At 28.6% G+C, this 13,500-nt stretch carries 14 protein-coding genes; 9 read left to right on the top strand and 5 right to left on the bottom strand.

Features of this window, described 5'->3' with window-relative positions; genetic code table 11:
* Positions 1-6: 6 nt before the first annotated feature.
* Positions 7-732, top strand: coding sequence for a type 1 glutamine amidotransferase (locus tag M4I33_RS09640; RefSeq protein WP_257916585.1), 726 nt, complete (start codon positions 7-9; stop codon positions 730-732).
* Between the two features lie 222 nt (positions 733-954).
* Positions 955-2,274, top strand: a complete 1,320-nt coding sequence (locus tag M4I33_RS09635) for a D-alanyl-D-alanine carboxypeptidase family protein (RefSeq protein ID WP_257916584.1) — start codon at positions 955-957, stop codon at positions 2,272-2,274.
* A gap of 12 nt (positions 2,275-2,286) precedes the next feature.
* Here M4I33_RS09635 and M4I33_RS09630 read toward each other — a convergent pair whose 3' ends face one another.
* Genes M4I33_RS09630 through ppaX form a run of 3 tightly spaced genes read right to left on the bottom strand, consistent with a single transcriptional unit; the run spans position 2,287 to position 3,982 of the window.
* Positions 2,287-2,985 carry a flavin reductase family protein gene (locus tag M4I33_RS09630; RefSeq protein ID WP_257916583.1) on the bottom strand — a complete coding sequence of 233 codons (699 nt, stop codon included), beginning with the start codon at positions 2,983-2,985 and terminating at the stop codon, positions 2,287-2,289.
* A 3-nt stretch (positions 2,986-2,988) separates the two neighbouring features.
* Positions 2,989-3,327, bottom strand: a complete 339-nt coding sequence (locus M4I33_RS09625; RefSeq protein ID WP_257916582.1) for an arsenate reductase family protein — start codon at positions 3,325-3,327, stop codon at positions 2,989-2,991.
* A gap of 4 nt (positions 3,328-3,331) precedes the next feature.
* On the bottom strand, positions 3,332-3,982 hold the full coding sequence (gene ppaX, locus M4I33_RS09620) for a pyrophosphatase PpaX (protein WP_257916581.1): 651 nt from the start codon (positions 3,980-3,982) through the stop codon (positions 3,332-3,334).
* 170 nt (positions 3,983-4,152) lie between these two features.
* Here ppaX and M4I33_RS09615 point away from each other — a divergent pair, with 170 nt between their 5' ends.
* The 7 genes from M4I33_RS09615 (at position 4,153) to M4I33_RS09585 (ending at position 10,646) form a co-directional block, all read left to right on the top strand.
* The gene (locus M4I33_RS09615; protein WP_257916580.1) at positions 4,153-5,139 is read left to right on the top strand and encodes an acyltransferase family protein; all 987 of its coding nucleotides are present in this window, start codon (positions 4,153-4,155) and stop codon (positions 5,137-5,139) included.
* A gap of 78 nt (positions 5,140-5,217) precedes the next feature.
* Positions 5,218-6,231, top strand: coding sequence for an ABC transporter substrate-binding protein (locus M4I33_RS09610; RefSeq protein ID WP_257916579.1), 1,014 nt, complete (start codon positions 5,218-5,220; stop codon positions 6,229-6,231).
* A gap of 13 nt (positions 6,232-6,244) precedes the next feature.
* Positions 6,245-7,003 (top strand): ABC transporter ATP-binding protein, encoded by a 759-nt coding sequence (locus tag M4I33_RS09605; RefSeq protein WP_257916578.1) that lies wholly within the window; start codon positions 6,245-6,247, stop codon positions 7,001-7,003.
* Positions 6,996-7,784: an ABC transporter permease gene (locus M4I33_RS09600; protein WP_257916577.1), complete on the top strand. Its 789-nt coding sequence runs from the start codon at positions 6,996-6,998 to the stop codon at positions 7,782-7,784. The genes M4I33_RS09605 and M4I33_RS09600 overlap by 8 nt, the downstream gene beginning before the upstream one ends.
* A gap of 212 nt (positions 7,785-7,996) precedes the next feature.
* Entirely contained in the window at positions 7,997-8,386 is a 390-nt protein-coding gene (locus M4I33_RS09595; protein ID WP_257916576.1) for a CidA/LrgA family protein, read from the top strand.
* Complete coding sequence (locus M4I33_RS09590) at positions 8,367-9,080, top strand: LrgB family protein (RefSeq protein WP_257916575.1); 714 nt, start codon at positions 8,367-8,369, stop codon at positions 9,078-9,080. Before M4I33_RS09595 ends, M4I33_RS09590 begins: the two co-directional genes overlap by 20 nt.
* Before the next feature lie 174 nt (positions 9,081-9,254).
* Entirely contained in the window at positions 9,255-10,646 is a 1,392-nt protein-coding gene (locus M4I33_RS09585; RefSeq protein ID WP_257916574.1) for a methyl-accepting chemotaxis protein, read from the top strand.
* A 36-nt stretch (positions 10,647-10,682) separates the two neighbouring features.
* On the opposite strand, the gene M4I33_RS09580 is transcribed toward M4I33_RS09585, so the two are convergent.
* Positions 10,683-12,845: a type IA DNA topoisomerase gene (locus M4I33_RS09580; protein ID WP_257916573.1), complete on the bottom strand. Its 2,163-nt coding sequence runs from the start codon at positions 12,843-12,845 to the stop codon at positions 10,683-10,685.
* Between the two features lie 116 nt (positions 12,846-12,961).
* Positions 12,962-13,459, bottom strand: a complete 498-nt coding sequence (locus tag M4I33_RS09575) for a TspO/MBR family protein (protein WP_257916572.1) — start codon at positions 13,457-13,459, stop codon at positions 12,962-12,964.
* Positions 13,460-13,500: the final 41 nt, after the last annotated feature.

Below are 13,500 nucleotides of genomic sequence, written 5' to 3'. Positions count from 1 at the left end.
CTATCTATGGAATTAAATATTTGTCACCTTTATCCAGATCTTTTAAATGTTTATGGTGATGTTGGAAATATTCTAATATTAAAAAGAAGAGCTGAAAATAGAGGAATAAAAGTTAATATATTAAATGTATCTCTAAATGATGATTTTAAAGCAGAAGATTATGATTTTGTTTTCTTTGGCGGCGGTCAAGACTTCGAGCAATCAATCGTATCAGAAGATTTAAAAATAAATAAAAAAGCTGAACTTAGTAAATACATAGAAGAAGGTAAGGTATTACTTGCAATTTGCGGAGGATATCAACTTCTTGGTAAATACTACTCTGCTCCAACTGGTGAAAAAATCGAAGGACTTGGTATTTTAGATATTTACACTGAAGGTGGTCAAAAAAGACTTATAGGTGATACTATAATTGAAAATGAAGAGTTTAATCAAACTTATGTAGGTTTTGAAAACCACTCTGGAAGAACATTTACAAATGGTTTAAAGCCTTTAGGTAAATGCATAAAAGGATACGGAAATAATGGTGAAGACGGAAATGAAGGCTGCGTATACAAAAATACTTTTTGTACTTACTTTCACGGGTCTCTCCTATCTAAAAACCCAGAACTTGCAGATAAGTTTTTATTATTAGCACTTAAAAACAAATATGGAGAGGTTAATTTAGAGCCTCTTGATGATACTTTTGAACTAAAAGCAAAAGACGCTATTATCAAAAGATTAACTTCAAACTAAAATTTTAAAGATGAAGGGTATATAATACTCTTCATCTTTTTTTGTATAGAAAATTAAAGTAATAATAGTTCTAATAGGAACATTAGATTAAAGTTTATAATTATACACATTCTTAATATAATTTTAGTATTCTCCATTGTTTCTAACTTTGTTAAATGTTATACTCATTTGTGGGACAATATGAGTATTATGTCATAAAACAAAAAGAGATGGGGAGATATTTTGAAAAGAAAAGGATTTTTATTAAAAACACTTTCGCTTGTCTTTTCACTTTCATTATTATCACCTTTTGCAGGTAACACTATTAAAGCTTTTGCAGAACCAGTACAAAAGACTGCTGCAGTAGCTCAAACAGAGCCAAACATAACTGCAAAAAGTGCTATAACTATGGATTTAAAGACTGGAGAGGTTATTTACTCAAAAAATGCAAGTGCTAAGGCATATCCAGCTAGTACTACTAAGCTGATGACTGCATTATTATTTGCTGAAAAGGCACAAAAAGGTGACCAAATACCTTTCACAAAGACTGCTAAGGAACAACCACCTTATGCACTTCATTCTAACTGGCCTGGTGTTACATTAAACGTTGGAGATACAATGACAGCTGACGATGTAATGAAGGGACTATTAATTTTCTCTGGTAATGATGCAGCTTATATGATAGCTGATTACGTTGCTGGTAGCAAAGAAGCTTTTTCAGATTTAATGAACAAAAAAGCTAAAGAACTTGGAATGAATAATACACACTTCATTACTCCAAACGGATTACATGATGATAATCATTACACTACAGCTTATGATTTAGCACTTTTAACAAAAGCAGCTCTTTCTAATCCTTGGATTCGTGAAACTGTTGGTTTAAAAGAAACTACAATCACTATAGGCAATAAGCCAGTTAAACTTGAAAATAGAAATACTGGACTAGGTGAAAATGGTAATCTTGGCGGAAAAACTGGAACTACTACACCTGCAGGTGACTGTTTAGCAGCCCTATACGAAAGAGATGGTAGACAAGTAATTGGTGTTGTACTACATTCAGAAAACAAAGGTAATACAGACCATTCTTTCAGACAAAAAGAAATGAATGCAATTATGGATTATAGCTATGCACAAAATCCTACTGCATTTAAAACAAATGGAACTAAATTAGATGACGTAACTTTAAAATATAAGTTATTTAGATTCTTTGGTCCAGAAAAAAGCATAACTGTTCCTGTAACTTTATCAGAAGACGCTATGCTATACAAAAATACATTCAATGATACTCATGCAAAACTTCAATATGTCCCTGGAGATCAAACTGCTTGGCAAGTAGCATCAAATAACGATGTTAATGTCAAACTTACATCTGGTATTTACAGCAAAGATTTAAAAGGTCAAGTTGATATTTCAACTATGCAAATACTTAAAGCAAACGCTTTAGCTTACCTTGGAATTTTAGTTGCTGTTGTAGTAATATTAGTATTAATAATCTTCATTATAAGATTTATAAATATGAGACGTCGCAAAAAAAGACGTTATTCTTCATACAGAAGATATTAAAAAGAAGGTGGATTAATCCACCTTCTTTTTAACTTTTCTAAAAGCTTTCTTAGAAGCTTTATTTTTAGTTTTTTTCTTAACCGTTTCTTCTTTTTTCTTATTAAACTCTTTTTTATTATCTTTTTTCTTTTTTATTGTAGTCTTCTTTTTCATAACTGAATGACCAAAAGTACCTATAGAGTTTCTTGGCATTTTATAATATTCACCGTGACAATATGTAAGTAAATCTCCTCTTTCAAAGTGAAGCTTTCCTTTTTCATCCATAAGCTCATCACTTATATGTGAACCTAAAACCTCTGCTATAAACATATCGTGAGTTCCACCTAATTTAACTATCTCTTTAACTCTACACTCTACAGAAATTGGACATTCATCTATATAAGATGCATTTATGTGAGTACACTCTTTCATTGTAAAGCCCATTTCTTTTATTTTATCGTTAGTTCTTCCGCTTCTAACTCCACAATAATCAACAGCTTTTACCATATCGCTACTTGCAATATTTAAAACAAATTCCATACTTTCTTTTATGTATTCATAAGAAAGTCTACCTGGCCTTACTGAAATTGAAAGCATAGGAGGCTTTGTGCTTATAGTTCCAGTCCAAGCGACTGTAAATACATTTTCTTTTCCTTCTTTGTTTCTAGATGAAATCATAACAACCGGTACTGGGTTTAAAACTACACTACCTTTAAATTCTATTTTTTTCATAATCTACTCCCACTCTTTCCAAACTTCTGGTTCGTATCCTACCGTTGCAAGCTTTCCATTTCTTACTATCGGAGTCTTAATTAAAGTGCAATCTTTTAGCATAACTTCCATTTTTGTTTCTTCAGATCTTATCTTATCTAAATTGGAATTTTTATAATTTTTAGCTTTATCATTTATAAGATTATTTAATTTAACTGAGTTTTTTACGCTAGTTAATTCACCTTTACTAATCCCTTTTTCTTTCATATCTATAAAAGCATACTTAATTCTTCTTTCTTTAAAGTACCTTTCTGCTTTTTTTGTATCGTTACATTTTTTAGTACCAAATATTTGTATATTCATCTTATCACCTATTTACATCTTCTATAATATTTATTAATTCTAAAAGTGAGTCTACAGTAAAACTTGGGTTTACTTTTTTTAACCTATCTAACTCTAACATAGTATAACTTACTGCACAAGTTAAACTTCCAGCACTATTTCCTGCCATCAAATCAAAGTGACTATCTCCTACCATAATAGCTTCATTTGGCTCTATATTTAACTCCTTACAAGCATAAAGGACAGGTTCTGGTTCTGGCTTGTGCTTGTCTGTTTTTTCTGGAGTAACGATGCAATCCATATATTTTAAAATATTTGAAATTTCCATTCCTCTCTTTGCTAAGTCTTCTCTTTTTGATGTAACTACTCCAATTTTTATTTTTTTATCCTTTAAAGTTTTTAAAACTTCCTCTACCCCATCAAAAGATTTACACATATCATCATGTATACTAAAATTATATTCTCTATAATCTTTTATAAGTTTTTCTACAAGAACTTTATCTTCTGTGTATTTACTAAATGTATAATGAAGAGGTTGTCCATAATTACTTGTAATTTCATCTTTTGATAAGTTTAGATTAAGATTATTTTTAAATACATAATCAAAAGATTTATATATAAGGTCATTTGTATCTAACAAAGTCCCATCTAAATCAAATAAAACTGCTTTTATCATAAATTTTCTCCTTAAATTCTTTTTATTTTGACATCATTATATCAAATATTTTTTTCTTAGTCTAAATAGTGCTTTAAATAAATAGCTTATTTCTTATATAAAATATTACTTTTTGCTATATTGTCATTAATTACAAATTGTATTATACTTCTATATTAGGTGGTGGTTTTATGGAATCGACTAGGGAGATAGTTAAAAGAGATTATTATTTTGACACCTTAAAAGGTGTTTTGATTTTGCTAGTTGTTATAGGTAATTCTTTAGAACTTTCTAAAACTGATTTACCTTTTATGCATTATTTTATATTGTTTTTATATATGTTTCATATGCCTTTATTTGCTTTTATTTCGGGTTACTTTTGCAAACAAAGTAAACGTTCTACTGTGCAAAGGGTAAGTGAAATATTTATTTTGTATGTTTCAGTTCAAACTCTTTATTTTATGTTTTATAAATTTATAATGGGTGAAACTGAATATAGGTTGAAATTTATGGAGCCTTACTGGACTCTTTGGTATTTAGTGTCCCTTATTTTTTGGTATATTATATACGATTATATAAAGGATTATAAAAAATGGTTAATTGGTAGTTTACTAGTTGCAATCCTTATAGGATACGACCCTAGTGTCTTTAATTATTTAAGCATATCTAGGACTATTTTCTTTTTACCATTTTTCATTTTAGGCGTTATATTTAAAAAAGAATACATAAAAAAAATCAAAGAAAAAAAGAAACTCTTAGGAATACTATCTTTAATAGTTTTAATAATTTTATTTTTTCTTTCCTTTGGGCTTATAATTGATTTATTGTTTGAGTTTGTAGGTTATGAGAGTTATTACCCAAACGCTACTTGGTACCCTCTTTTAATTAGGATTTTTCACTATATAGGTGCTGTTATTTTAGGTGCTTTTATAATGAGTTTAATCCCTAAAAACAAAACTATGTTTTCAAGTATCGGAAAATATTCTTTATATATTTATATAGTACATTCAGGAGTATCTGAATTTTTTATAACAAATGAGATATTAAAATATTATAATTATGGATTTTTAATTTTCTCAGAAATAGTTATAGTATTTATATCTTTACTTTTAGTTTATTTATACGTGAAATTTAAAGATAAAATATTAATAAAAAAAGCTACAGCACTTAAAAATTAGTGCTGTAGTTTTTTTCTTCTTAACACCTTTATCTATCTTCTCATATTATAGAATATAGTATTTATAAAGGAGTACAATATGAAATTTAAATCGAAAATATCCCTATTTCTAGCATTAGTATTTAGCTTATCTTGCCTTTTAATTTCATGTAATAAAGAAGATGATAAATCTTTAAAAAAAGTTAGATTATCTGAAGTTGTTCGTTCAATCTTTTATGCCCCTATGTATGTAGCTATAAATGAAGGATATTTCAAAGAGGAAGGATTAGATATAGACCTATCCACTGCACAAGGTGCAGATAAAGTTATGCAAAACGTATTATCAAAAAATGCTGATATAGGTTTTTGCGGACCAGAACAGGTTATCTATATATATAATCAAGGAAGAGATGACTACCCTGTTTTATTTTCAAAACTAACAAATAGAGATGGCTCATTCTTAGTTTCAAGAGAAGACTCTAAAAACTTTTCTTGGAGCGATCTTAAAGGAAAAGAAATTATAGGTGGAAGACCAGGCGGTGTTCCTGAAATGGCTTTAGAGTACGTTTTAAACAAAAATAATATAGTTCCAAATAAAGATGTAACTATGGTAACTAATATTGACTTTACAGCAACTTCTGGTGCTTTTAAGTCTGGAAAAGCAGATTACGTTTCTTTGTTTGAGCCTACAGCTTCAATGCTTCAAAAAGAAGGTAGTGGAAAGATTGTTTCTTCAATCGGAGAATCAGCAGGTGAAATGCCTTACACTTCTTTCTTTGCAACAAAATCTTATATGGATGAAAATAAAGATACAATAGCAAGTTTTACAAAAGCTATCTATAAAGGACAACAATATGTTAATTCAAACTCTTCAAAAGATATAGCAGAAAAAATCAAATCATTTTTCCCAGGAACTGAAGAAGACATAATAATAAGTGTAATTGACAATTACAAAAAAATCGGTGCTATAGCAAAAGATCCAGTAATTACAGAAGAAGGTTTAAATCACTTAATGGATATAATATCTAAATATGATTCATCTCTTATAAAATCTAGACCACCATTTAAAGATATTGTTACTAATGAATTTACAGATAAACTTAATATTGATTAAAAGGTAAATTACATTGAGTTTATTAGAGGTTTCTAATATAAACATGTCTTATCACAGTGAAAAATCTGAAACTAAGGCACTTAGTAATATATCTTTTAATGTAGAAAATGGAGATTATTTAAGTATACTTGGACCTTCTGGATGTGGTAAATCCACACTTTTAAATATAATAAGCGGTTTATTAGTTCCATCTACCGGGAAAATACTTTTTAATGGAAAAGATATATTAAAGCGAGAAGCGCAAATTGGATATATGTTTCAAAGAGATGGACTTTTTGATTGGACTTCTGTATGGAATAACGTAACTTTAGGCCTTAAGATAAAAGGCGAAATGACTGAAGAAAACAAATCTAGAGTCTTAAAGCTTTTAGAAAACTACGACCTTTTAAAATTTAAAGACCATAAACCTTTAGAATTATCTGGGGGTATGAGGCAAAGAGTTGCTTTAATTAGAACTTTAGCTCTAAATCCTAAAGTATTATTTTTAGATGAGCCTTTTTCATCTTTAGATTATCAGACAAGACTAAATGTATGTGATGAGATCCACCAAATAATTAAGCTTGAAAAAAAGACTGCACTAATGGTAACTCACGATATAGGTGAAGCAATATCGACTTCAAATAGAATCATTATATTAAAGAAAAGACCAGGTGAAATTAAAAGAGAAATATCTTTAGATTTTAACGAATCACTAACTCCTTTCTATAGAAGAAAAGAAAAATCTTATAATGATTACTTTAATATTATTTGGAAGGAGCTTCAAGATGAGTAGTTTAGAGCATAAAGAATACCTAAAAAAAGTTAGAAAGAAAAAACTTTTAATTACCTTTTTTAGAGTTTTTATATTAATTTTATTTTTAGGACTTTGGGAAGTTTTTGCAGATTTAAAGATAATCGATCCATTTTTAACCTCTTCTCCAAGTAGAATTATAACTACTCTTACTACTTTTATAAAAGATGGTTCTATTTTAGGTCATATATCTATTACTTTATATGAAACTATATTAGGTTTTACTTTAGGAACATTATTTGGGACATTTATTTCTATATTTTTATGGTGGTTTCCTACAGTTTCTAAAATCCTAGACCCATATATAGTTGTTTTAAACGCCCTACCTAAAGTAGCACTTGCCCCTATAATTATCTTTTGGGTAGGTAACGGTATTACAGCAATAATTGTAATTGCACTTTTAATTTCCGTAGTTACAACTACTTTAAGTGTTTATTCTGGTTTTCTTGAAGTAGATAAAGATAAGCTACTTTTAATGAAAACTTTTGGAAGTTCTAAGCTTCAAACTTTAAGGTATTTAATAATTCCATCATCTCTTCCAAATATCATATCTGCACTTAAGATTAACGTAGGTTTATCTTGGGTTGGTGTAATTATGGGAGAATTTTTAGTTGCAAGAAGCGGTATAGGATTCTTATTAGTTTATGGTGGACAAATTTCACAATTAGATATGGTAATGATGGGAATTGTAATTTTATCAATAATTGCCTTTATTATGTACAAAATTGTTAGTATAATAGAATCTAAATTTGTGAATAAATAGTTAATATAAACTTAAAACAAATTTTTCTAAATATCTTTATAAAAGACTCTATAAGTAGCTTAACATTGAATGTTATTAGTTCAAACTTTTCTAATAACATTCTTTTTTCTACAGTTTTCGCATTTACTTAATCTTTATTAAGTGGTACATTATTAAAGTATGAAAAATTATTATCTATTTATAGATTTATATACAAGTTAGGAGGAATACTCTTGAAATTATTAAGAGAGGCTTTAATAATTTTTGGTATCTACCTTATCGGAGAGTTCTTAGTTCAAATAACTAACATACCTGTACCTGGAAACATAGTTGGACTTCTACTTCTTTTGATTTGTCTATGCACAAAAATAATAAAGCCAAGCCAAATAGAAACAATATCAAATTTCTTTTTAGATCACTTAGCCTTTTTCTTTTTACCAGCTGGAGTTGGTTTAATGAACTCATTTGGAGTAATTAAAGCTAATATCGTTCAAATTCTAATCGTATGTATAGCAACAACTGCTATCACAATAGCTGCAACAGGTCGTATAGTTCAATTTGTTGCAAATAAAATACAAGCTAAAAAGGAAGGAAGTGCACCAAATGGAACTACTAACAAATAATGTGTTCTTTGGGATAGTTTTATCTTTAATAGCTTTTGAAATAGGTATCTTTGCTTACAAGAAAACAAAACTACCAATATTTAATCCATTATTAATCGCAATTATAGTTGTTATTGCATTTTTAACAGCATTTAATATAGACTTTAAAGATTATAATCAAGGATCTACATTTATAAACATGTTCCTTGGACCTTCAACAGTTGTTTTAGCACTGCCTCTATACAACCAAATAGAGCTACTAAAACAAAATGCTATCGCTATATTTATTGGAATCTTCTGCGGTACTGTTGTTGCAATCTTCTCAATAATGATACTTTCTCATTATTTAGGATTAAATTTATCAATGATTGCTTCACTTGTTCCAAAATCAGTTACTACTCCAATAGGAATAGCTATAAGCTCACAATTAAATGGTCTAGTTCCAGTTACTGTGTTAGCTATTATATTATCTGGTATAATCGGCGCTGTAATTGGACCTACTATCTGCAAAATTTGTAAAGTTACAAATAAAATTGCAGTTGGTATTTCACTTGGAACAGCTTCTCATGCTGTTGGAACTTCAAAAGCATTAGAACTTGGTGAAACTGAAGGTGCTATGAGTTCCCTTGCAATTGGTATAGCCGGTATAATGACTGTTTTCGTTGCACCTGTCGCATTACACGTTGCAATGTTTTTCTACAAACTATTAGTCTAAAAGACAAGCTAAATAATAAAACAATGTCGTTTTATTATTTAGCTTTTTTAATTTGCTAATAAAATTCAACAAATTAGTAAGTTATATTATATTTTTCACTTAAAGTATCATTTTTTCTATTGTAAATTCCATCCCTTCTAAGTAAAATTATGGTATAAAGGGGAGGGGTTTATAATGGCAGTCAATTTTGACTTTAATCGAAAGGACAGTATAAAAACAAATCTGTCTAAAAAAATAGGTTTAACAATCTTTATAATTACTACTATTAATATATTTTTATATACTGTTTTTATAAAATTTGTTATAACAAATTCACTAAAGGAGCACTCTATAGATCCAAGTTTAATCTTAGATCACACAAATATTGCTTTTTTAGTCGCTGGAATACTTACAATACTTTTATCTGTAGTAGTTTCAAGCTTTATAACTTACAAGCATTTATCACCACTTGCTAGACTTTTAAATAACTTTAGAATACACTTTGAATTCTTAGCAGAAGGTGATTATTTCTACAGAATAAAAGAAAAACATTTTAAAAGAAAAGATGAGTTAGGTCCTATTGCTAAAGCTGTAGATAATATGCAATTATCCGTTTTAGATATAGTAACTGAAATGTCTAATAACTCATATGAATTATCAGATCAGTCTAGAAGCTTATCTGATTTATCTCTTGATTTAAATGGTCTTACAAACGAAATATCAAATTCTATTTCAGATATTGCAAATAGTACAAGCGATGAATCACTTGATATTTCATCTGTATTAAATGAGTTAGATGCATTTAAATCTATGCTTGAAGAAAATATAAAATATATAAATGAAATTTCAAGTATGACTTCAAACATCGATACGCTTTCATCTACAAGTTCAAAAGAAGTTCAAAACTTAAACAAATCATTTAGTGATTTTAACGATATGTTTAGCGCATTCTTAAACGTTATAACTGAGATGAAAAATGATATTAAAAAAGTTAATGAAATAACAGAGATGATAAATACTATAGCAGAACAAACTGACTTACTAGCATTAAACGCAGCTATAGAAGCTGCAAGAGCTGGTGAAGCTGGAGCTGGTTTCTCTGTAGTTTCAAATGAAATAAGGAATTTATCAATTCAAACTAAACAATCATCTGTTAGTATAAATAACTTAATATCATCTGTTTTAACAAGTTCAAATGAATTATTTAATAGAACATCACTTTTATCAGACCAACTTACAAGACAAAGAGATACTATAGAAAATACATTAAATTCATTTAATAATATATCTTCTTCTGTAAGTACAGTTTCAACAAAGGTTAATATTTTAAATTCTTCATCAACTGATATTGCAAATAGTAATTCTAATATTGTTTCAAAGATTGCAAATATAAATGCATCTTCTCAAAACATATCAGAACTTGCTCAAAGAATAGATGGTTCAACTTATACTTTAACATCTTCAGCAGAAGTACTTTTAAATTGTTCTAAAGATTTAAACTCTTTAGCTAAAAGGTCAGTAGAAACTGCATCTAAATTTAAATTACAAGACGAAGATGGTATAACAAATAGAAATGAAGGAAAATAAACAAAAGGGTATTTCAAAGCGAAATACCCTTTTAGTTTATATAAATTCTAATTTCCAATTCCAATAATTAGTTTTGCTATCTTTTTCTAGTTTAAAGTATGCACTAAATGTTGTTCCCTTTTTGCTTTTTAAGTTTCTAAAGCCTACTTTTCCGTTTTTAAGTAAAAGAACAACCATCTCTTTACTTACCTTTTTACCGAAAGACGCTATATATCTATCATCTTTCCAAATAGTAAATTTACAACCATTTTTCCAGTTAGAACAACCAAAGCCTTTATCCCCTTCTATTATAGGATTCCCACACTCTGGGCAGTTTCCAAGGGATTCTTCGCCCTCTTTTAAGTCTACTTTAAAATACTTTAAAGCACTTGTGTCATTTTTAATTTCGTTAACACCGTTTATAGTAAATTCTTTTATCATCTTTAGGAAATCTTCTTTTTTAACTTTTCCTTTTTCTATATCAGATAAAGTCTTTTCAAGTCTTCCTGTATATTCTAAATCAAGTAATTCTTTTACAGGGAATATTTCAACTACCTTTTTCCCAAGGTCTGTACAAGTTAAACTTTTCCCTTTTGACATTATGTATCCTACATCTTTAAGCTTTTTAATAGTTTCCGCTCTAGTAGCTGGAGTTCCTATACTAAACCCACTTAAAATAGATGCCATCATTTCTTCGCTGTCTTCTGTATTATCTTCTTTAAAACTCTTACCGCAAGTTTCCATAAGTCTTAAAAGAGTTTTTTCAGTGTGCTTTTTAGGTGGTTTTTTAGTTACTTTAGCGCTTTTACTATCTATTACTAAAACCTTATCTTTTTCGTTTACCATAGGGAGTATTGTATCTTTAGTTTCAATCTTTTCAACTACTCTAAAGCCTTCTACTAATTGAACCTTACCTTTAGATATAAACTCTCCAATAACGCCTTCTTTAAATACCTTTGCTACTATCTTAGTTTCTTCAAACTGTGCTATAGGCATAAACTGCATTATAAATCTATTTTTAACAGCATTATATACTATTTCTTCATCTTTACTTAAACCTGATGGCTTAAGGTAGGTTGGAGTTATAGCACTGTGGCTCTCTACTTTAGAATTATCAAAGACTCTTTTACTCTTTTTAAACTTAACTTGATTTTCGTAAGGAAGTCCCTTTTTTAAAGTTTCTAATACTTTCCTAGCTCTGCCTTCTAAACTCTCTTCTAAGGCTATAGACCCTGTTCTAGGATAAGTTATAAACTTCTTTTCATAAAGGCTTTGTGCAACCTTTAAAACTTTATCTGAAGTCCATCCTTTATATTTACTAGTAACATATCCTTGTAAGTTAGAAAGATTAAATAAAAATGGTGGATATTCATTTTTCTTTTCTGTTTCTTTACTTACAATTTCAGCATATTCTTCTTTTATTATATTAGATATGTTGTCTAGATATTTTTTATCTTCAAACTTCTCTGAGTTATTTTCGTAATATAAGCCTTCATACTCTTCTTGGTTTTGAGTTTTAAATGAAGCATTTAACTTATAATAACTTGTAGCTTTAAAGTTTTCTATTTCTTTATCTCTATCATAAATTATCTTAAGAGTTGGAAGTAATACCCTTCCTATATTTAAGATTTTATCGTCGTTAAATTTATATTTTATTGTTGTGACTGATGTAAGGTTTATCCCTATAATCCAATCTGCAAGCTGTCTTCCTATCCCTGCATCTTGAAGGTTTTGCATTTCAGTGTTTGGTTTGATCTTTTCTATCCCTTTTTTAACCTCTTCTGGAGTCCATTCATTTAAAAGTAGTCTATAGATTGGTTTCTTTTCGTTAAAGTGAATAAACAGTTCATCTGAGATTACTTGCCCTTCTCGGTCAAAGTCAGTTGCAGAGATTATTCCGTCTACATCATTTCTATCTATTAAACCTTTTATGATGTTTATCTGTTTTAATGCACCCTTATCAGTTACATTTCTGTTATGACTATCTGTTTTTACCTTATATTTAAAATCCTCTGGAATAAACGGAAACTTTTCCATCCTCCAACTTCTCATACTTTCGTCATAATCTTTTGCATCATATAGTTGAAGTAAGTGACCAAATGCCCAAGTAACAAGGTATTCTTCACCTTCAAAATATCCGTCTCTTCTAGTCTTTATCTTAAAAGCATCTGCTATATTTTTAGCTACTGATGGCTTTTCAGCTATTATAACCTTTTTCAACTTACCAGCTCCTAATTTTTCTTTAAAATTATTAAGAGGAAGCTAAAACTCCCTCTTAAAATCATTAATTTCTCATTAAATTATACTATGAATTTGACTATTTTCCAAATTAACTTTTATGCTTCATTAAATATCCAAATAAAATAATTTAAAACACTTGCAAATATACTCCATAATAAATATGGAACCATACATAACCCTGAAATTTTATCTATTTTAAAGAAGCTTATAGTAGTTAAAATTATAAATATAATTAAAATAATAAGTTCTATAAATGCTAGTCCAAATAAATTAAACTTAAAATATAATATAGGCCAAAGAAAATTTAGTGCAAGCTGGATATAGTAAAATATAATAGCTAAATTTATCTTTCTCTTTGATTTTAAGTAAATCCTATAAGACGCATACCCCATTAAAATATATAATATAGGCCAAACTATCCCAAATATAAAATCAGGTGGTGAAAATTCCGGTTTTATAATATTTTTATAACTTTCCTTTGCACTCCCCATAGTAAAATAAGATATTAAAAACGATCCACCTAAAGGTACTAACAAATTAAAGAGCAAAGCCTTAATTGACCTTTCTCCATCTACATATAATATTTTTTTCATAAAACACCTCAAAATAATTATTTACACTATAAATAATATAC

Source organism: Clostridium sp. LY3-2 (assembly GCF_024705715.1).
Taxonomy (GTDB): Bacteria; Bacillota; Clostridia; order Clostridiales; family Clostridiaceae; genus Clostridium.
This window is presented reverse-complemented; position numbering and strand designations above follow the sequence as displayed.

Excerpts from the sequence above, each read along its gene's own strand:
- M4I33_RS09585 (WP_257916574.1), top strand. The coding sequence starts at position 9,255 with ATGGCAGTCAATTTTGACTTTAATCGAAAGGACAGTATAAAAACAAAT.
- M4I33_RS09575 (WP_257916572.1), bottom strand. The coding sequence starts at position 13,459 with ATGAAAAAAATATTATATGTAGATGGAGAAAGGTCAATTAAGGCTTTG.
- M4I33_RS09600 (WP_257916577.1), top strand. The coding sequence starts at position 6,996 with ATGAGTAGTTTAGAGCATAAAGAATACCTAAAAAAAGTTAGAAAGAAA.
- M4I33_RS09630 (WP_257916583.1), bottom strand. The coding sequence starts at position 2,985 with ATGAAAAAAATAGAATTTAAAGGTAGTGTAGTTTTAAACCCAGTACCG.
- M4I33_RS09625 (WP_257916582.1), bottom strand. The coding sequence starts at position 3,327 with ATGAATATACAAATATTTGGTACTAAAAAATGTAACGATACAAAAAAA.
- M4I33_RS09640 (WP_257916585.1), top strand. The coding sequence starts at position 7 with ATGGAATTAAATATTTGTCACCTTTATCCAGATCTTTTAAATGTTTAT.
- M4I33_RS09610 (WP_257916579.1), top strand. The coding sequence starts at position 5,218 with ATGAAATTTAAATCGAAAATATCCCTATTTCTAGCATTAGTATTTAGC.
- M4I33_RS09615 (WP_257916580.1), top strand. The coding sequence starts at position 4,153 with ATGGAATCGACTAGGGAGATAGTTAAAAGAGATTATTATTTTGACACC.
- M4I33_RS09590 (WP_257916575.1), top strand. The coding sequence starts at position 8,367 with ATGGAACTACTAACAAATAATGTGTTCTTTGGGATAGTTTTATCTTTA.
- ppaX (WP_257916581.1), bottom strand. The coding sequence starts at position 3,982 with ATGATAAAAGCAGTTTTATTTGATTTAGATGGGACTTTGTTAGATACA.